At 54.1% G+C, this 18,982-nt stretch carries 15 protein-coding genes, 2 pseudogenes and 1 other annotated feature; all 17 genes and pseudogenes read right to left on the bottom strand.

Features of this window, described 5'->3' with window-relative positions:
• Positions 1-17: 17 nt before the first annotated feature.
• On the bottom strand, positions 18-1,691 hold the full coding sequence (gene lonB / locus GC56T3_RS04575; protein WP_013144580.1) for an ATP-dependent protease LonB: 1,674 nt from the start codon (positions 1,689-1,691) through the stop codon (positions 18-20).
• Positions 1,692-1,834: 143 nt separating this feature from the next.
• Entirely contained in the window at positions 1,835-3,100 is a 1,266-nt protein-coding gene (clpX, locus tag GC56T3_RS04570) for an ATP-dependent protease ATP-binding subunit ClpX (protein ID WP_011232128.1), read from the bottom strand.
• A 230-nt stretch (positions 3,101-3,330) separates the two neighbouring features.
• Entirely contained in the window at positions 3,331-4,617 is a 1,287-nt protein-coding gene (gene tig / locus GC56T3_RS04565) for a trigger factor (protein ID WP_013144579.1), read from the bottom strand.
• 164 nt (positions 4,618-4,781) lie between these two features.
• The gene (locus tag GC56T3_RS04560; RefSeq protein WP_013144578.1) at positions 4,782-5,762 is read right to left on the bottom strand and encodes a M48 family metallopeptidase; all 981 of its coding nucleotides are present in this window, start codon (positions 5,760-5,762) and stop codon (positions 4,782-4,784) included.
• Between the two features lie 204 nt (positions 5,763-5,966).
• Positions 5,967-6,560, bottom strand: a complete 594-nt coding sequence (gene leuD, locus GC56T3_RS04555) for a 3-isopropylmalate dehydratase small subunit (RefSeq protein WP_011232131.1) — start codon at positions 6,558-6,560, stop codon at positions 5,967-5,969.
• Positions 6,561-6,656: 96 nt separating this feature from the next.
• Positions 6,657-8,072 (bottom strand): 3-isopropylmalate dehydratase large subunit, encoded by a 1,416-nt coding sequence (leuC, locus tag GC56T3_RS04550; protein WP_013144577.1) that lies wholly within the window; start codon positions 8,070-8,072, stop codon positions 6,657-6,659.
• 20 nt (positions 8,073-8,092) lie between these two features.
• On the bottom strand, positions 8,093-9,208 hold the full coding sequence (leuB, locus tag GC56T3_RS04545) for a 3-isopropylmalate dehydrogenase (protein WP_013144576.1): 1,116 nt from the start codon (positions 9,206-9,208) through the stop codon (positions 8,093-8,095).
• 16 nt (positions 9,209-9,224) lie between these two features.
• On the bottom strand, positions 9,225-10,772 hold the full coding sequence (locus GC56T3_RS04540; protein ID WP_011232134.1) for a 2-isopropylmalate synthase: 1,548 nt from the start codon (positions 10,770-10,772) through the stop codon (positions 9,225-9,227).
• The gene (gene ilvC, locus GC56T3_RS04535) at positions 10,759-11,784 is read right to left on the bottom strand and encodes a ketol-acid reductoisomerase (protein ID WP_013144575.1); all 1,026 of its coding nucleotides are present in this window, start codon (positions 11,782-11,784) and stop codon (positions 10,759-10,761) included. Before ilvC ends, GC56T3_RS04540 begins: the two co-directional genes overlap by 14 nt.
• A 96-nt stretch (positions 11,785-11,880) precedes the next feature.
• Positions 11,881-12,054, bottom strand: a pseudogene (locus GC56T3_RS04530) (RNA-guided endonuclease TnpB family protein); the annotation flags it as partial.
• A gap of 25 nt (positions 12,055-12,079) precedes the next feature.
• A complete protein-coding gene (ilvN, locus tag GC56T3_RS04525; RefSeq protein WP_013144574.1) occupies positions 12,080-12,598 on the bottom strand; it encodes an acetolactate synthase small subunit in 519 nt (172 codons plus the stop codon).
• Positions 12,577-14,316 (bottom strand): acetolactate synthase large subunit, encoded by a 1,740-nt coding sequence (gene ilvB, locus GC56T3_RS04520; protein WP_013144573.1) that lies wholly within the window; start codon positions 14,314-14,316, stop codon positions 12,577-12,579. Before ilvB ends, ilvN begins: the two co-directional genes overlap by 22 nt.
• Before the next feature lie 70 nt (positions 14,317-14,386).
• Positions 14,387-14,653 (bottom strand) — a binding site (T-box leader).
• Between the two features lie 22 nt (positions 14,654-14,675).
• The gene (gene ilvE / locus GC56T3_RS04510) at positions 14,676-15,575 is read right to left on the bottom strand and encodes a branched-chain-amino-acid transaminase (protein ID WP_011232138.1); all 900 of its coding nucleotides are present in this window, start codon (positions 15,573-15,575) and stop codon (positions 14,676-14,678) included.
• Between the two features lie 285 nt (positions 15,576-15,860).
• A complete protein-coding gene (locus tag GC56T3_RS04505; RefSeq protein ID WP_041468241.1) occupies positions 15,861-16,367 on the bottom strand; it encodes a metallophosphoesterase family protein in 507 nt (168 codons plus the stop codon).
• Positions 16,364-16,978, bottom strand: a complete 615-nt coding sequence (locus GC56T3_RS19880) for an XTP/dITP diphosphatase (RefSeq protein ID WP_013524265.1) — start codon at positions 16,976-16,978, stop codon at positions 16,364-16,366. The genes GC56T3_RS04505 and GC56T3_RS19880 overlap by 4 nt, the downstream gene beginning before the upstream one ends.
• Positions 16,979-17,005: 27 nt before the next feature.
• A pseudogene (gene rph, locus GC56T3_RS19875) lies at positions 17,006-17,746 on the bottom strand (ribonuclease PH); the annotation flags it as partial.
• 151 nt (positions 17,747-17,897) lie between these two features.
• Positions 17,898-18,971: a GerMN domain-containing protein gene (locus GC56T3_RS04495; protein WP_013144570.1), complete on the bottom strand. Its 1,074-nt coding sequence runs from the start codon at positions 18,969-18,971 to the stop codon at positions 17,898-17,900.
• Positions 18,972-18,982 lie beyond the last annotated feature (11 nt).

Genomic DNA, 18,982 nt, shown 5'->3' with positions numbered 1-18,982 from the left:
GCCGCCGTTTCCTTTGGCTAGACGAGCTTTTTCTCCGAGCGGTCCATAGCCGCTGGCAGCAGCGCGGGGCCGCGGCGGAGCGCCTCTTCGCCGAACACATGGACGAGCACTTCCTCGAGGCGGCGGACGGCGATGATTTGAATGCCGCTGACTTCGCCTAGCAACGATTGCATATTCTCAATCGGGATGATGACTTTTTTCGCCCCGGCTTGTTTGGCCGCTTTGATTTTGGCGAACACGCCGCCGACCGGTTTCACGCAGCCACGGATGCTGATTTCTCCGGTCATCGCGACCGTATGATCGACTGGCAGCTGGTAGATGGCGGAATAAATGCCGACGGCAATCGCCACCCCGGCTGACGGGCCGTCAACCGGCACCCCGCCCGGAAAGTTGACATGAATGTCGTAGCGGTCCGCTGGCACGCCCATCGCCCGCAACACCGTAATGACGTTTTCCGCCGAGCCGCGCGCCATGCTTTTGCGCCGCACCGATTTTTCTGCACTGCCGATGCTTTCCTCCTCGACAATGCCGGTGACATTGATCGACCCTTTCCCTTTGGCCGGCAAAGCGGTCACCTCAATTTCCAACAGCGCGCCGGTGTTCGGGCCGTACACGGCAAGGCCATTGACGACGCCGACCGCCGGAGCGGAAGCGATTTTCTTCTCATAGCGCGGAGTCATTTGGCTCGATTGAATGACCCATTCAATATCTTTGTCCAAAATGTTTTCTCGGTTTTCCGTGATGGCTAGGCCAGCGGCAATTTGCATCATGTTGACCGCCTCCCGCCCGTTGCGCGCATAGGCGGCAAGGAGGCGAATGCCGCTTTCTGACACGTTCAAGCGGATTTTTTCCGCCGCCTTTTTCGCGATGAGGGCGATTTCATCTTGGTCCAATTCACGGAAAAATACTTCCAGGCAGCGAGAGCGAATGGCCGGAGGAATTTCGTTCGGCGTGCGCGTCGTCGCCCCGACAAGACGGAAATCAGCCGGCAGTCCATTTTGGAAAATATCGTGAATATGGCTTGGGATTTGCGGATTTTCTTTGCTGTAATAGGCGCTTTCAAAAAATACTTTCCGGTCCTCAAGCACTTTCAACAACTTGTTCATTTGGATCGGATGAAGCTCGCCGATTTCGTCGATGAATAAAACGCCCCCGTGGGCGTTCGTCACCGCCCCTTGCTTCGGCTGAGGAATGCCGGCTTGCCCCATCGCCCCGGCCCCCTGGTAAATCGGGTCGTGCACCGAGCCGATGAGGGGGTCGGCGATGCCGCGCTCGTCAAAGCGCGCCGTCGTCGCGTCAAGCTCCACGAACACCGCATTTTTCTTAAACGGGGAGAGCGGATTTTTTTTCGCTTCCTCAAGCACGAGCCGAGCAGCTGCCGTCTTGCCGACGCCGGGCGGCCCGTAAATGATGACATGTTGCGGGTTGGGGCCGCATAAAGCGGCTTTTAACGCCTTGATGCCGTCTTCCTGACCGACGATGTCGTCAAAACTTTTCGGCCGCACTTTTTCCGCCAGCGGCTCGGTGAGCGAAATCGAACGCAGCTTGCGGAGCTGTTCCATCTCTTTGCGCGACTCTTTATCAATCGAAACTTTTTGCACACGCTGCCCTCTTAGCAAATTCCAAAAATAAAGGCCGATGATGACCCCGAAAAACAGCTGTATGACCAGTACGATGTTCGTCCAATCCATGCCCCGATATCCTCCTGCCTTTAGATGGTATGTAGTATGATAGTATCTCCGCGAACTGGCGGGAATAAACCAAAAAAGCGCCGACCGGCGCCCAGGGCATGGGCGGCAAAAAAAGAAACCGCCGAAAAAAGGCGGTTTTCCCATCAGGCAGATGTTTTCCGTTCCAGCTCGATGACGGTGCCATCATGACGGATCAGCGTCGGCGGCTTTGTGCCGCGCACCGTGTCGAGCGTGATGATGCACTTTTGCACATCTTCGCGCGACGGCAGCTCAAACATCACATCGAGCATAATGCCTTCGATGATCGAGCGAAGGCCACGCGCGCCCGTTTTCCGCTCAATCGCTTTTTTCGCGATTTCACGGAGCGCCGCTTCTTCAAACTCGAGCTCAACGCCGTCAAGCTCAAGCATTTTTTGGTATTGCTTCACAATGGCATTTTTCGGTTTCGTCAAAATGTCGATCAACGCCTGTTCGTCGAGCGGCTCGAGCGTCGTAATGACCGGCAGACGGCCGATGAACTCCGGAATAAGTCCGAATTTGAGCAAGTCTTCCGGCAGCACTTTCGACAACAAGTTTTTCTCGTCGACATCCGTCTGGTTCATTTCCGCGCCAAAACCGATCACTTTTTTGCCAAGACGGCGCTTGATGATCGGCTCAATGCCATCAAACGCTCCACCGCAAATGAACAAAATGTTCGTCGTATCGATTTGAATGAATTCTTGATGCGGATGTTTGCGGCCGCCCTGCGGCGGAACGCTGGCAATGGTGCCTTCTAAAATTTTCAACAGCGCCTGTTGCACCCCTTCGCCGGATACGTCGCGAGTGATGGAAGGGTTTTCCGATTTGCGGGCGATTTTGTCAATTTCATCGATGTAGATAATGCCTTTTTCCGCCCGTTCGACGTCATAATCAGCCGCTTGGATGAGCTTTAACAAAATGTTTTCGACGTCTTCGCCAACATAGCCGGCCTCTGTAAGCGAGGTGGCATCGGCGATGGCAAACGGCACGTTCAAAATGCGCGCCAATGTTTGCGCCAGCAGCGTTTTCCCGCTCCCGGTCGGCCCGATCATTAAAATGTTGCTTTTCGACAGCTCGACATCATCGATTTTGCTGCCGGAATTGATCCGTTTATAATGATTGTAAACAGCAACGGCGAGCGATTTTTTCGCCTCATCTTGACCGATGACGTACTCATCTAGAATTTCCCGAATTTCCAACGGTTTCGGCACGTCTTTAAATTCAAATTCCTCTTCATTGCCGAGCTCCTCTTCAACAATTTCCGTGCATAGCTCAATGCACTCGTCGCAAATGTAAACCCCCGGACCGGCAACGAGCTTTCGCACTTGATCCTGTGTTTTGCCGCAGAACGAGCATTTCAACTGCCCTTTTTCATCATTGAATTTAAACATATCATTCACCCCTTGCCAACGAAATCGCGCCTGCTTATGTATCCATTTCCGCCATCTCTTATGTCGTAAAAACGTATGTATTCGCTATTTTACCATAAATGTTCCTGAAAAAGCGAATGAAAAAACTGTTATTTGTTTAGAAAAGTTTGAAAATTGCCGCTCAGGCGCCATTGTTGTGGATAAAGAACAAGGCACGAACGTCTCGCGCCTTGTTCTTTCCTTAAGATATATTATGCCGCAACCTTGCTGTGCTCTACAAGAAAATCGACTGTTTTCCGCCATTTCAAATCTTCTTTGACGCCATCTAAGCTGCCGAGCAGCTCTTTCAGCTTGTCCACGCTCAGCTTGTAGGCTTCCGCCATTTTTTCGAGCTCTTTGTTTACTTCCTCGTCGGTTACTTCAATGTTTTCGGCCTTCGCGATCGCTTCAAGCGTCAACGCCGCGCGCACCCGTTTTTCGGCATCTTCTTTCATTTGCTCGCGCAACGACGCTTCATCTTGGCCGGAGAATTGGTAATACAACTGCAAGTTCAGACCTTGCATTTGCAGGCGTTGGTCAAATTCGCGAAGCATCCGGTCTGTTTCATTTTTGATCATGACCTCTGGAATATCCATTTCGGCGTTGGCTGCCGCTTTTTCGACAACCGCATTGCGCAAGGCAGTCTCCGCCTCGTTCTTTTTCGCCTCTTCCAAACGGGCGCGAATTTTCGCCTTCAGTTCGTCAAGCGTTTCGACTTCTTCATCGACGTCTTTGGCAAACTCATCGTCAAGCGCCGGCAACTGTTTCGCTTTCACTTCATGCACTTGCACTTTAAACGTCGCCGGTTTGCCGGCCAATTGCTTTGCGTGGTATTCATCCGGGAATGTGACTTGGATTTCTTTTTCCTCGCCGGCTTTCATGCCAACAAGCTGTTCTTCAAACCCCGGAATGAACGTTCCAGAGCCGATTTCAAGCGAATAGTTCTCCGCCTTGCCGCCTTCAAACGGCTCGCCGTCGACAAATCCTTCGAAATCGATGACGACCGTATCACCGTTTTCCACTGTCCCGTCTTCTTTCACGACAAGTTCAGCGTAATCTTCTTGCAGGCGTTTCAGTTCGTTTTCGACATCTTCGTCCGTCACGGTTGTATCCATTTTTTCCACTTCAAGCCCTTTGTATTGACCGAGCTTCACTTCCGGCTTTACGGTCACTTTCGCTTTGAAAATTAAGCTTTTGCCTTTTTCCATTTGCTCAATGTCAATCTCCGGCATTGACACCGGTTCGATGCCTGCCTCTTCGACGGCTTTGGCATACGCCTCTGGCAGCAAAATGTCGAGCGCATCTTGATAGAGCGCTTCGACGCCGAAGCGTTTTTCAAACAGAACGCGCGGCACTTTCCCCTTGCGGAAGCCCGGAAGCGTGATGTTTTTCACCACTTTTTTAAACGCGGCGTCCAAGCCTTTGTTCACTTTCTCGGCGTCAACCTCAACGGTCAATACGCCTTCGTTCCCTTCAAGCTTTTCCCATTTGACTGACATCCTTGTTCCCTCCACCTGAAATCATTGCTCGGACCATAGCGCACTCCGCTTGTCCAGATCTTTTTATGATGCCCGATTATGTAGACAAGTATGCGAAAACAGATACATAGCACAGCCATTATATTATAACATACAACAGCCATGTTTCAACAGAGAACGAGCCATTAGAGGGAGGAAAGTTCCTCTATTTCGTATAGCTTTTGGCAAAGCCTTGCCATCTCCGCCGCCTCCACACCGTAGCGGTCGGCCAAGGCGGTCGCGTCAGCATCCAAGCCTAAAAATCGGCTCGCCATCCAATGGAGAGCAGCAAGCCAGGCCGCTGCATCCGCCGGCTCCGGCGGAAACGGGTACAACACATATGCATAGCGAAGCCAAATTTCCGCCGCCGTTTCGTACAAACTCGGGCTTTCCGCCGCGAGCTGCTGTTCAAGCCGACCCAGCAGCGATGAAGCAAATTCCGTTTCCGTCTGTTCGTCCAACGCTGACGGGACAACCTCCATGCAACGGCCAAATTTTTCAACCGTCACCGTTTCATTGACTCGCTTCCCTGTCAACAGGCGAAGAAGCATCGTTTTCGCCATCGGGCTTTTTTCCGGTGCGCGTAAATATTGCTTGAGCAACGGCAGCACCGGATCGATGTCTTCTTTTTCCAGTTGTTTAATCAGTTGCAGCTGCTCAGCAATGTCCCCGGACTCAAGCAGCCGTCTCACCCGCTTCCACTCCGCGGGCGGAAGCGTGCGGGCATTCATTTTTTCACTGAATCGAAGCAGCTGGTGAAGCTGTTCGCGCAGCGAAACGGATAACGACGGACGGCGCAAGGCGTGGCGGATCACGGTTTCGGCCTTGCTGTATCGATTCGTTTGCAACAATATGGCAATATACATTTGCAACAGTTCACCGTTGCCCGGTCGCTCGTCAAGCAAACCGGCAAGACGCCGCTCCGCCTCATCATATTCCCCAAGCTCATAGCAACAGACAGCCAACCCAAGCCGAACCGGAAAGCTGTGGTCGCCAAGCTGTTCGGCGGCGCGCAAAAAGCGGAGCGCTTCTTTATACCGCTTCGCCTCGAGCGCAGCAAACGCCTCTTCCATCAGCCGTTCTTTCGTTTGCGGAAACATGATGATTTTTCCTTTTTTCCCGGCCATCTTCGCCCGCTCCCATTTGCATTTACCATCAGTGTAACAAGTTTTCCCTCGCGAAACAACCCGCGCCTTGCTGGGTAACACAAACCGCTTGTTTGCCAAAAAGCAGCCGGCCCCTGGACGCAGGCGCCGTCAAACACGAAAAAGGCTGCTCCCGCCGATTGGCAGAGCAACCCATCTCTCCTTGCCGCCCGGAACACATGGCGCTTACGGCCGTGGACAATGCCGTCTTTCGTAGGCAGCGATATGCGCTTCGTACACAAACGTCAAATCAATTTCGTCCCATCCTTTTAGCAACAGCTGTTTTCGATACGGGTCAATGTCAAACGGACGCGAAAATCCTTCATCGTCAAATACCCGCTGTTCTTCAAGCGAAACCGTCAGTTCATAGTCTGCGCGCTCGCTTTGGCGCAGCAAGTAGCGGACATCCTCTTTATCCAGCCGGATCGGCAACAGCCCATTTTTTAAGCAGTTGTTGTAAAAAATGTCGGCAAACGATGGGGCAATGATTACGCGGAATCCGTAATCTTGCAGCGCCCACGGCGCATGTTCGCGCGATGAACCGCAACCGAAATTTTCGTCGGCAACTAAAATCGTCGCCCCTTCGTTTTCCGGGCGGTTGAGCTCAAACTCCGGATTTGGCGTGCCGTCGCTCAAATACCGCCAATCGTAAAAGAGAAACTGGCCAAAGCCGGTGCGTTCAATCCGTTTCAAAAACTGCTTTGGAATGATTTGATCGGTATCAATATTCGCCCGATCGATGCCGGCGGTTTTTCCGCGATGGATCGTAAACGGCTTCATCGTCCTTTCCCCCTTCCGTTATGGATGTCACTGATGGCAAAGGAGCTCGGCTTCCTAGGATGCCGCGCCGCCTCTTTTGCCATCACGATCGTCAATTTAACAGACCGGCTCGGCTTCAAGCTGGCGCACATCGACAAAATGTCCGTAAATCGCAGCCGCCGCGGCCATCACCGGGCTGACGAGATGCGTGCGCGCCCCTTTTCCTTGCCGCCCTTCAAAGTTGCGGTTCGATGTTGACGCACAGTGCTCGCCTTCTGGGATGATATCCGGGTTCATGCCCAAACAGGCGCTGCAGCCGGAGTCGCGCCATTCAAAACCGGCGTCGATGAAAATTTGCGCCAACCCTTCCGCTTCGGCTTGTTTTTTCACTTGCTGCGATCCAGGCACGACGAGCGCCCGTACACCCGGAGCCACTTTTTTCCCTTTCACGATGCTCGCCGCCGCGCGCAAATCGCTGAGGCGTGAGTTAGTGCACGAACCGATGAAGACGTGCTGCACCGGAATATCCGTAATCGGCGTGCCCGGCTCAAGCCCCATGTACTCAAGCGCCCGGCGCACCGCGTTTTGCTCTGTTTTGCTTTCAAATTGCTCGGGATGCGGCACGACGCCATCGACGGAAGTGCTCATCGCGGGGTTCGTCCCCCACGTCACCATCGGAGCGATCGTCGACGCATCGATTTCAATCGTTTTATCGTATTCCGCCCCCTCATCGCTTGCAAGCGCCCGCCACCGTTCCACCGCCTTGTCAAACTCCTCGCCTTTTGGCGCATATTTGCGGCCGCGCAAATAGGCAAACGTTGTTTCATCCGGGCTGATGAGGCCGGCTCTCGCCCCAGCTTCAATCGACATGTTGCAAATCGTCATTCGCTCTTCCATCGACATGCGTCGGATCGCTTCGCCTGTAAATTCGATAATATAACCGGTGCCGACGCCAACGCCATAGCGGCCGATAATGGCCAAGATGACGTCTTTGGCGGTCACTCCTTTGCCGAGGCGGCCGTTGATGCAGATTTGCAGCGTTTTCGGCTTATGCTGCCAAAGCGTTTGTGTAGCCAATACATGCTCGACTTCGCTCGTGCCGATGCCAAACGCCAAGGCGCCAAACGCCCCGTGCGTCGACGTATGGCTGTCGCCGCAAACGATCGTTTTTCCCGGCTGGGTTAAACCGAGCTCTGGGCCGATGACGTGAACGATTCCTTGCTCTTCGCTGTTTAGGTCGGCGAGCGGAATGCCGAACTCGCGGCAGTTGCGCTCAAGCGCAGCGATTTGGTTGCGCGCCACTTCGTCGGTAATCACAAATCGGTTAACGGTCGGCACGTTATGGTCCATCGTCGCAAAGGTCAAATCCGGCCGCCGCACCTTCCGCCCTTTTTGCCGCAACCCTTCAAACGCTTGCGGCGAGGTCACTTCATGCACTAAGTGCAAATCGATGTACAATAAATCCGGTTTGCCCTCCTCACGGTAGACGACGTGATTTTCCCAAATTTTATCGATGATCGTTTTCGGCTTCATTGGCTTTCACCTCGCACGTCTTAGGCATAAACGGTCATAATTTGAGCAATGGCCGTATAATCCAGCACCGCCGTTTTGATTTCTTCGACCATTTCGTTCGTTGATACGATGCGGCCGCCGCTTGACGCCAAGTCGGCGGTGCGCAAACCTAGGGCGAGCGCCTGCCGCACCGCGTGCTCTACCGCCTCCGCTTCCGCGGTGAGCCCGAACGACAGGCGAAGCATCATCGCGGCTGACAAAATCGCCGCAATCGGATTGGCTTTGTTCATGCCGGCGATATCAGGCGCTGAACCGTGCACCGGCTCATACAAGCTCGGACCGGAAGCGGATAAGCTGGCTGACGGCAGCATCCCGAGCGAACCGGACAACATGGAGGCTTCATCGCTTAAAATGTCGCCAAACATGTTTTCTGTCACAATGACATCAAACTGCTTCGGCGCGCGGATGAGCTGCATCGCGGCATTGTCAACAAGCATATGCTCAAGCGTGACGTCCGGAAACTGCTTCGCCACCTCTTCGGCCACTTCCCGCCATAGACGGCTTGACGAAAGGACGTTCGCCTTGTCGACCGAAGTCACTTTTTTCTTCCGCCCGCGTGCGAGTATAAACGCCATGCGGACGATCCGCTCAATTTCTTCCTTTTTATATAACAAGGTGTCCACTGCTTTTTCTTCGCCGTTTTCGATGACGCGGCCGCTCGGCTGGCCGAAGTAAATGCCGCCGGTCAGCTCGCGGACGATGACAAAATCGACGCCTTGCACGAGATCCGGTTTTAACGGCGAAGCGGAAACCAAACTGTCATAGCAAACAACCGGCCGCAAGTTGGCATATAAGTCGAGCTGCTTGCGAATGGCAAGCAATCCTTTTTCCGGGCGCAAATGCGGAGGGTGGTCATCCCACTTCGGACCGCCGACCGCCCCAAGCAGCACCGCATCGCTTTCTCGGCAAAGGCGGAGCGTTTCCTCGGGGAGCGGCGTCCCCGCCTCATCGATCGCCGCTCCACCGATCAATCCATATTCAAACGTAAACTCGTGGCCAAACCGGATGCCGACCGCTTTCAATACCTCGACCGCTCCGGACGTCACTTCTTTGCCGATGCCATCCCCTGGCAAGACGGCAATCCGATAGTTTCCCATTCTGAATCCCCCCGTTTTATGGTGTTGCCACTTTCTCGTTTTCGCCGCGCATCGCTTCGATCATAAACACACGGTTGATGGCGTTGATGTACGCTTTCGCCGATGCTTCCAACACGTCTTGTGCAGTGCCGCGCCCGCTCGTCTCGATGTCATGGGCGCGCACTTTGACGAACACTTGGGCCAACGCATCGCGGCCGCCGCCGACCGATTCGATCCGGTAGTCAAGCAGCGTCACCGGCGTTTGGAAGCAACGTTCCAATGTATTGTACAGCGCCTCGACGCTGCCGGCGCCGGTCGCCGCTTCTTGGATTTCATTCCCCTTCCCGTCTTTCAGTACAACTACCGCTGTCGGAATTTGATTCGTCCCGTATTGCACTTGGATGGAAGACAATTGGTAAAAATCTTTAAAGTGGTCGAACTTCTCTTCGAAAATCAACGCGATTAAATCGTCGTCGGTAATGTCCTTCTTTTTGTCCGCCAATTCTTTAAAACGGACAAACAGCTGATTGATTTCTTCATCGGACAATGTGTAGCCGAGCTCCTCGACCCGGTTGCGAAGCGCATGGCGGCCGGAATGTTTGCCGAGCACCATCGAATTCGACGGCACGCCGACGAGCTCCGGCGAAATGATTTCGTATGTCGTTTTTTCTTTTAAGACGCCGTCTTGATGGATGCCCGATTCATGCGCAAACGCATTTTTGCCGACGACCGCTTTGTTGGGTGGAACGACGACCCCGGTCAGCTTGCTGACAAGATTGCTTGTGCGCTTAATTTCCTGCAAATTGAGGCGCGTTTCCACTTGATAGTAGTCTTTGCGGATGTGAAGGGCGACAGCGATTTCCTCAAGCGCCGCATTGCCGGCCCGCTCGCCGATGCCGTTGATCGTGCACTCGACCTGCGTCGCTCCATGTTCAATGGCCGATAGCGAGTTCACCACCGCCATGCCCAAGTCATCATGACAATGAGCGGAGAGTGAAACATTTTCAATATTCGGAACATTGTTTTGCAAATAGAGGAAAATTTCCCCGTATTCTTTCGGCGTAATATAGCCGACCGTATCCGGAATGTTGATCACCGAGGCGCCGGCTTTGATCACTTCGGCGACGATTTTCGCCAAAAACGGCAACTCGCTTCGGCACGCATCTTCCGCCGACCATTGGACGATCGGGAAAAAGCGCTTCGCGTATTTCACCGCCTCAACCGCCGCTTCAATCACTTGTTCCGGCGTCATCCGCAATTTATGCACCATATGGATCGGCGAGGTGGCGATGAATAGGTGGAGCCGCGGCTCCGCGCCGCCTTTTAACGCCTCCCACGCCGCATCAATATCGCTTCGGACCGAGCGCGACAGCCCGGTGACCGAGCATGTTCTCACCGTTTCGGCGATTTGTTTGACCGCCTCAAAATCGCCTTTCGATGAGGCGGGGAAACCCGCCTCGATGATGTCAACCCGCAGCCGTTCAAGCTGACGGGCAATTTCCAACTTTTCTTGCAAATTCAAGTTCACACCAGCAGATTGTTCCCCATCGCGCAATGTGGTATCAAAAAACTTAATTTTTCGCACCTGGCACCACCGCCTCGATTTGTTTTGCCTTCACAAACGGCATCATGCTTCGCAGTTCGCGTCCGACAATCTCAATCAAATGCTCATTCTCACGCCGGTTGATGGCGTTGAACTCCGGACGGTTCGCTTGGTTTTCCAAAATCCAGCTCTTCGCGAATTTGCCGGTTTGAATGTCATGCAACACCTTTTTCATTTCCGCTTTCACAGCGTCGTTAATAATGCGCGGGCCGGTGATAAAGTCGCCCCATTGCGCCGTATCGGAAATCGAATAGCGCATCCACGACAAACCGCCTTCGTAAAGGAGATCGACGATGAGCTTCATCTCATGCAAACACTCAAAATAGGCGACTTCCGGCTGATACCCGGCTTCAACGAGCGTTTCAAACCCGGCTTTGATGAGCGCCGTCAGCCCACCGCACAGCACCGCTTGTTCACCGAACAAGTCGGTTTCCGTCTCTTCTTTGAACGTCGTCTCCAACACCCCAGCTCGAGCAGCGCCGATCGCTTTCGCGTAGGCGAGCGCCGTTTCTTTCGCGTGTCCGGTCACATCTTGGTAGACGGCGATGAGCGCCGGCACGCCCGCTCCTTCCGTATATGTGCGCCGCACGAGATGGCCTGGGCCTTTCGGCGCAACCAAGAAGACGTCAACATGATTCGGCGGGACGATTTGGCTGAAATGGATGTTAAAGCCGTGCGCAAACACAAGCGCATTGCCTGGCTCGAGTTCCGGCTCGATTTCCTCTTTGTACACGGCCGGCTGCTTCTCATCCGGCAGCAGCACCATGACGATATCAGCCTGCTTCGCCGCTTCGCGGACCGAGTATACGTCAAAGCCGTCTTGTTCCGCTTGTTCCCATGATTTTCCTTTTCGTAATCCAACGATGACGCGGACACCGCTGTCGCGCAAGTTTTGCGCATGGGCGTGGCCTTGCGAGCCGTAGCCGATGATCGCGACCGTTTTCCCTTGCAAATATTGTTCGTTTGCATCCCCGTTATAGTAGACTTTTGCCATGATTACCCTCTCCTTTGTCCTGTAGTTTGACACTCCACACGCCTAAAGGCGTGGGATTCTTGGGTCGTTAACGCCCTCATCCATTTCTGGTTCAGACAACGCCCAAGTTCCAACACTGGCAACGGCGATATAACGAAGTCCCAAATCAACGCCCATTACCTTGGTTTCTTCCCATTGTTGGACTTCAAATGTGATCGCAACAGCCAAGTACCATTTTTTTCTCTTTTTGTAGAGCTTGGCCGCCCCTTGTTTGGCGGTTCCATGAAACAATCAGCGCTGTTTTGTATGATAGCTGTTAAATAATAAACGCTGTTTTTTGGTTCGTCGTCGCTTTTTGCGCCCCGCGGGTGAACGCGGTTGTTCCCGTGCGCGCCACTTCCTTAATGCCATACGGGCGCAATAGTTCAATCAACGCCTCGACTTTCTCCGGCTCGCCGGTCACTTGAATGACGAGGCTGTCTTTGCTTACGTCGACGATCGAGGCGCGGAACGGCTCGATGAGCGTGTAAATTTCCTGGCGGACCGCCGGAGGAGCGGCAACTTTAATGAGCGCCAGCTCGCGGGCGACGATCGCTTGGTCGGTGATGTCATTCACCTTCAACACATCAATCTGCTTGTTCAGCTGCTTAATGATTTGCTCCGCCGTCCGTTCATCGTCAACGTTGACGACGAACGTCATCCGCGAAACGCCCTCGATTTCCGTATGCCCGACCGTAATGCTTTCGATATTGTAATGCCGCTTTGTAAACAACCCGGTAATGCGGTTTAAGACGCCGGGGCGGTTGTTGACTGTCATCGTGATGATTCTTCGCATGCTTTCACCCCCACCATTTCATGAAGCCCTTTGCCGGGCGCCACCATCGGATAGACGTTCTCGTCGGCGCGGACATGGAAATCAAGCAGCACCGGCCCATCCATCGCAAACGCTTGTTTTAACACTTCGGCCGCTTCCGCCTCCGTCTTCGCCCGCAGACCTGGCATCCCGTATGCTTCGGCAAGCTTGACGAAATCCGGTTGGTTCGGAATGAGCGAATGGGAGTACCGTTTGTCATAGAACAGCTCCTGCCATTGCCGCACCATGCCGAGCGCCTGGTTGTTGACGATGACGATTTTGATCGGCAGCCCTAGCTCCTGGATGACCGACAGTTCTTGGAACGTCATTTGGAAGCCGCCGTCGCCGACGATCGAAACGACCGTAGCGCTCCGGTCGGCGAGCTGGGCGCCGATCGCTGCCGGAAGCCCGAAGCCCATCGTGCCGAGCCCCCCGGACGTCACCCACCGGTGCGGCCGGTTGAACTTGTAATATTGCGCCGCCCACATTTGATGCTGGCCGACGTCCGTCGTCACGATCGCCTCGCCGTTTGTCATTTCATAGATCATCTCGATCAGTTTTTGCGGTTTGATCGTGCCGGCTTCCGGCTCATAATGGAGCGGGAAGCGCCGCTTCCATTCGTCAAGCTGCTCAAGCCACGCCGCGGTGTCCGCCGGCTTGCCTTGCTGGGCGATCAGCTCTTGCAAGGCGGCTTTCGCATCGCTGACGATTGGAATTTTCGTCGGCACGTTTTTGCCGATTTCCGCCGGATCGATGTCGATATGGGCGACGGTCGCTTTCGGCGCGAAATATTTTAAATTGCCGGTGACCCGGTCATCGAAGCGGGCGCCGATGTTGATGAGCAAATCGCATTCACACAGCGCCATATTCGCCGTATACGTACCGTGCATGCCAGCCATGCCTAAAAACAGCGGATGGTCGGCCGGGAAACCGCCAAGGCCAAGGAGCGTATGAATGACCGGAATGTTTTGCTGTTCGGCGTATTGCCGCAATTCATTGGACGCATTGGCGTGCAAGACGCCAGCGCCGGCTAAAATGACCGGCCGCTTTGATTGGCTGACCGCCTCGACAAGCCGGCGGATTTGCCAATGGTTCGGCTGCGTCGTCGGCTGATAGCCAGGCAAATGAACGTCTTGATCGTAATCAAACTCCCCTTCGGCCGTCGTAATGTCTTTTGGAATATCGATCAACACCGGTCCGGGGCGCCCGGTCGTCGCGATGTGAAACGCCTCTTTAATGATTCTCGGCAGCTCGCTGATGTCGCGCACTTGGTAGTTGTGTTTCGTAATCGGCATCGTAATGCCGACAACGTCCGCCTCCTGAAACGCATCCGAGCCGATGACGCTCGTGGCCACTTGCCCGGTAAAGACGACGAGCGGCAGCGAATCCATCATCGCGTCGGTCAACCCGGTGACGATGTTGGTCGCTCCCGGGCCGGAGGTGGCGATGACGACCCCTGGTTTTCCAGAAATGCGCGCATATCCTTCCGCCGCATGGATGGCCCCTTGCTCATGCCGCGTCAGCACGTGGAACACGCCGGCTTTATACAACTCGTCATACAGCGGGAGCACCGCCCCCCCCGGATAGCCGAAGATGACTTCGACTTTTTCTTCCTTGAGCGCTTCAATGAGCATCAGCGACCCGCTCATTCTCGCCTTCGTCCTCGCTTTTTCTTGTTCCTCGACTTTCATTTTTGTCATCGTCGATCCTCCCTGTGATTTGTCATCCATATAAAAAACCTTTCCGCCCACGATGGCTGTCATTTCCAGCCAAAGGGGCGAAAAGGTTTCCTTTCCGCGGTACCACCCTTCTTCACGGCCGTGACGGCCGCCTCAGGAGCGGCCAGCCGAAGCCGGCCGCTCATTTTGGTAACGAGTGAAGCGCGCGTCTCCACTCGTCCAGCCCTACTAGCCGTCCGGCGTTCAGGCTGGCGCTCAGAGGTGAGTTCATCAAGCGGCAACATCACCGGTTCGCAGCTCCCCCGGCTCTCTGTGGATGTTGACCCCGCTGACTACTTATCCTCGTCAACGCTTTTTCGCTATCCACTTGTCATGGACGATCAACCGACATTGGCGTTCGTCGGATACACCTTTACTCCTTCGACGACCACGCGGCGGCGGAATTCTTCAAGCAACCGCTTGGTATGCGGTCCCGGCGTCCCGTCGCCGATCGTCCGGCCATCGACTTTAATGACCGAAATGACTTCGGCCGCCGTCCCCGTCAAAAACACTTCATCCGCGACATAGACGTCATGGCGGGTAAACGGCTCCTCTTTCACCGTATAGCCGAGATCCTCCGCGATTTCGATGATCGCTTGGCGCGTAATGCCTTCAAGCGCCCCGACATACCCAGGCGGCGTGTAAATGACGCCGTTTTTGATGATGAAAACATTGTCTCCCGAACCTTCCGCGACATAGCCTTGATCGTTTAAGATCAGCGCTTCGCTTACGTTCGCCAAATGCGCCTCGATTTTGACAAGCACATTGTTTAGGTAGTTGAGCGATTTGACTTTCGGGCTCAGCACATCAGAGCGGTTGCGGCGCGTCGCCACTGTCACCACTTCGATGCCGGTTTCATATAAATGTTTCGGGAAGAGCGCGAGCGGCTCGACGATAATCACGATTTGCGGCGTTTTGCATTTGTACGGATCCAGTCCTAAATCGCCGACCCCGCGCGAAACAACCAGGCGGATGTACGCATCTTGATAGCCGTTGCGGCGGATCGTTTCGAGCACGTGGCCAATCATTTCTTCCTTCGTGTACGGAATGTCGAGCAAAATCGACTTCGCTGAATTGTATAGCCGATCTATATGTTCTTCGAGGCGGAATACGTTGCCGCTATAGACGCGAATGCCTTCAAATACCCCGTCGCCATACAAAAATCCATGGTCATACACGGAAATTTTGGCGTTTTCTTTTGTCACAAATTCTCCGTTTAAAAAGATCCATTGTTCGCCCACTTCGGTTCCCCTCTTCCTTGATCAGTCAGCAGTTGCTTTGAACGGCTCGATCATTGTATTGAGTCGTTTCTCTTATTTGAAAATTATAATAATCCGAAACCTTTGCGCCGTCAATAACGTTTTTTGAAAATTCCGATTGGTCAAACTATTTGAATGCGCTTACATTATGATAGAATCAAGGTTTTGCCGATTCAAAAAATTTTTTCTTTCTTGGCGGCTCATAGAAAGCGGACGCACTCTAACTGCCAAAGACGAAAAACAAAAAATAGCGGACGTTTTGTCCGCTTAGATCGAAAAGGTTCGTTCCATTCCGGAAACGGGCTGCCCATTCACTTCATAAAATTGAACATGCGCGCGCCCGCCGCCGATGGTCAACACCGCGTACGTTTTTTCTTTTCTTCCGCGCGGCAAAGCAATGCTGCCGGGGTTGATGAACAATAACCCATCCATTTGCTCGGCGCCGGCCAAATGCGAGTGGCCGAAACAAACGACGTGAGCCCCTGTTTCTTGCGCGCGATAGGATAAACGCAAAAGCGACGTTTTCACCCCGTATAAATGGCCGTGGGTGACAAACAACCGAACGCCGCCCACCTCTTCGATGCGCTCAGCAGGAAACGCGGCGAAATCGCAGTTGCCGCGCACGACGGCAAACGGGGCGATCTCGTCCGCCCCCACCTCCAACTCCGAGTCACCGCAATGGATAAACAAATCCGCTTCATGGCGATGACGGTTGACAATTTCAGCAAGTTCGGCAGTCAGCCCATGGCTGTCGCTCACAATCACCGCCTTCATTCCGTCCGCCCCTTTCCACTGACGATCTCCTCCCACTGCTCATCGAGCTTCGTCAGCGCCTTGGCGCGATGACTGATTTGATTTTTTTCCTCCGGCGCAAGCTCCGCCATCGTTTTTCCCCACTCCGGAAGGTAAAAAACCGGATCATAGCCAAAGCCCCCCTCCCCACGCGGCGCTTCGGCGATATAACCATCGCATGTCGCTTCGACAACGGCGGTCGGCCGCCCCGGGATCGCGACGGCGAGCGCGCAATGAAAACGAGCCGTGCGCTGCTCCATCGGCACCCCGTCAAGCTCGCGAAGCAGCTTGGCGATGTTGCGTGCATCGTTTTTATCTTCCCCGGCATAACGGGCCGAATGAACGCCCGGCCGGCCGCCGAGCGCATCGACCACGAGCCCGGAATCATCGGCGATCACCGGCCGCTTTAGACGCCGCGACGCCGCTTCTGCTTTGAGCACGGCATTTTCCGCAAACGTGCTTCCCGTTTCTGCGACATCCGGAGCGTCCGGAAAGTCAAGCAGCGATTTCACTTCGACGCCCCGCTTGGCGAACAAAGCGGCGAATTCGCGCACTTTGCCGGCATTTTTTGTAGCGATGACAATCTCCTTCACTCTGTGTCCTCCTCTGCCGCTTCTTTTTTTTTCGCCGATGCGCGCCGCCCACTCGCCCAATGCGCAGCGCTGAACGGCGATGAGCTGCTCGATGCCTATTTGCGCCGCTTCAAGCAATTCATCGAGCTCGGCGCGCGAAAAAACCGCTTCCTCTCCGGTCCCTTGAATCTCAACAAATTGACCGGCTCCGGTCATGACGACGTTCATATCCACTTTCGCCCGCGCATCCTCGTTGTAATCTAAATCAAGAATCACCCCATGCTCCGGATCGATGCCGACCGAGGTAGCGGCGAGAAAATCGCGGATCGGAAGCGCCTCGAGCTTCCCTTCTTCCACCAGTTTGGCAAGCGCCAACACAAGCGCCACATACGCACCGGTGATCGACGCCGTCCGCGTTCCGCCATCCGCCTGAATGACGTCGCAATCGATCCAAATGGTCCGCTCGCCAAGCTGTTCAAGATCAACAACCGAGCGAAGCGCGCGGCCGATTAAGCGCTGAATTTCCATCGTCCGCCCCGACACTTTTCCTTTGCTCGCTTCCCTCACATTCCGCTGCTCTGTCGCCCGCGGCAGCATCCCATATTCGGCCGTAATCCATCCTTTGCCGCCGCCGCGCATAAACGACGGCACTTTCTCTTCGACCGTCGCCGTGCAAATGACTTTCGTGTCGCCGATTTCAATGAGCACCGACCCTTCAGCGTGCTTCATGTAATGCGGGTGTATATGTACAGGGCGCAGCTCGCAACTGCTTCGTCCGTCCGCTCTCATCAACTGAGTCCTCCTTTTCTCCATCTTCAACGGAATGCCAGACGCCGCATTTCTTTCCGCCTAGCGAAAAAAAGAAAGAGGCGGAATACGTTTCCACCTCTTTGTTATACCATAACGTCCTATTCGTTTCCAGCCTGTCAGCACCCACCGGTTAAAATGTCCCGGTATTGACGTTTTGCGGCCGAGCGACCGGTTTGGTGAGCGGCTTGCCGTCTTCCGTGACAAGATTGGCTTTGCCATTGACTGTGATCGCCACGCTTTCGACTCCTTTTTGCTCCGTGAGCGACAAAACGAGAGAATTCAACACGACGTCGGAAATGACATTTTTCTTGTTGCTTCCATAAATGCCTTCGTTAAAGTTGAGCGTCACTTTGCCATCCTCGTATTTCGGGGCATCGACAAGCTTCGCGTCCGGCTGAAAGACGCCGACAAGCCCGCTCCCTTGCTCTGGTCCTTGAATCAGTTCGTTGACGGCCGCTGCGATATCATCCTTTTCTTTATTGGATACGCGCCGTGTCACCGGCACATAGTATGTGCTGTTCCCTTGTTGGGCGACAAAATAAACGGTGACCGGATGCGTATTCGTAATGTCTGGCACGCCGTTCGCTTCCATATTGATGCCATCGGCGCGGCTTACCCCATCTTGGATCGGCGTTTTATTGACCGGCATCACGTTTTGATCGTAGCCGTTGATGCGGATTTTGACGCGCTTGATATTGTCAAATTGCGTCAATGTCCACGTAATGGACTGCAAAATTCGTTTTTCGTCCTCCGGCTTATAGTTTTTAAATTCCGGCGAAAAGTCAGCGATCAACGTTCCGTCTTTTTCCAATTTTGTGCCAAGCACCGTCGTTCCGGCCGGAATGACCGCGCGGAAGCCGTTCGGCAACATTTCTGACACGGGTCCGTCTTCAACCAAATATTCGAGTACTTGTTTCGCCACGGCCTGCGTTTTCGGCAATTCCACTGTTTGCGGCACGACAAAGCCGTTTTTGTCAATCAAGTACAGCTCTCTTTTCACCGTCTCGGTGGCCTTCGCTTTCTCTTTCCCTTCCTTTTGGCTTTCCGTTGCTTCCTGAAGCGCTTGGCCGTCTTTGACATAACTCGTCTCTTGCGGCGGATCGATCTCCTTCACCGCCTCATCTCGCCCAAACAAACCGCAGCCGCCAAGCAACAACAGCGAGGCGAGCAGCGGCGCCGCCCATATGTGATTCGTCCGTTTCATTGACGTTCCCT

Origin of the sequence: Geobacillus sp. C56-T3, from assembly GCF_000092445.1 — a bacterium.
GTDB lineage: Bacteria > Bacillota > Bacilli > Bacillales > Anoxybacillaceae > Geobacillus > Geobacillus thermoleovorans.
Note: the sequence above shows the minus strand (reverse complement) of the source record. Positions and strands in the feature narration are given on the sequence as shown.

Excerpts from the sequence above, each read along its gene's own strand:
- clpX (WP_011232128.1), bottom strand. The coding sequence starts at position 3,100 with ATGTTTAAATTCAATGATGAAAAAGGGCAGTTGAAATGCTCGTTCTGC.
- ilvB (WP_013144573.1), bottom strand. The coding sequence starts at position 14,316 with ATGACAAAAATGAAAGTCGAGGAACAAGAAAAAGCGAGGACGAAGGCG.
- GC56T3_RS04560 (WP_013144578.1), bottom strand. The coding sequence starts at position 5,762 with ATGGCCGGGAAAAAAGGAAAAATCATCATGTTTCCGCAAACGAAAGAA.
- leuC (WP_013144577.1), bottom strand. The coding sequence starts at position 8,072 with ATGAAGCCGAAAACGATCATCGATAAAATTTGGGAAAATCACGTCGTC.
- lonB (WP_013144580.1), bottom strand. The coding sequence starts at position 1,691 with ATGGATTGGACGAACATCGTACTGGTCATACAGCTGTTTTTCGGGGTC.
- ilvC (WP_013144575.1), bottom strand. The coding sequence starts at position 11,784 with ATGGCAAAAGTCTACTATAACGGGGATGCAAACGAACAATATTTGCAA.
- GC56T3_RS04505 (WP_041468241.1), bottom strand. The coding sequence starts at position 16,367 with ATGAAGGCGGTGATTGTGAGCGACAGCCATGGGCTGACTGCCGAACTT.
- ilvN (WP_013144574.1), bottom strand. The coding sequence starts at position 12,598 with ATGCGAAGAATCATCACGATGACAGTCAACAACCGCCCCGGCGTCTTA.
- GC56T3_RS04495 (WP_013144570.1), bottom strand. The coding sequence starts at position 18,971 with ATGAAACGGACGAATCACATATGGGCGGCGCCGCTGCTCGCCTCGCTG.
- leuD (WP_011232131.1), bottom strand. The coding sequence starts at position 6,560 with ATGAAGCCGTTTACGATCCATCGCGGAAAAACCGCCGGCATCGATCGG.
- leuB (WP_013144576.1), bottom strand. The coding sequence starts at position 9,208 with ATGGGAAACTATCGGATTGCCGTCTTGCCAGGGGATGGCATCGGCAAA.
- tig (WP_013144579.1), bottom strand. The coding sequence starts at position 4,617 with ATGTCAGTCAAATGGGAAAAGCTTGAAGGGAACGAAGGCGTATTGACC.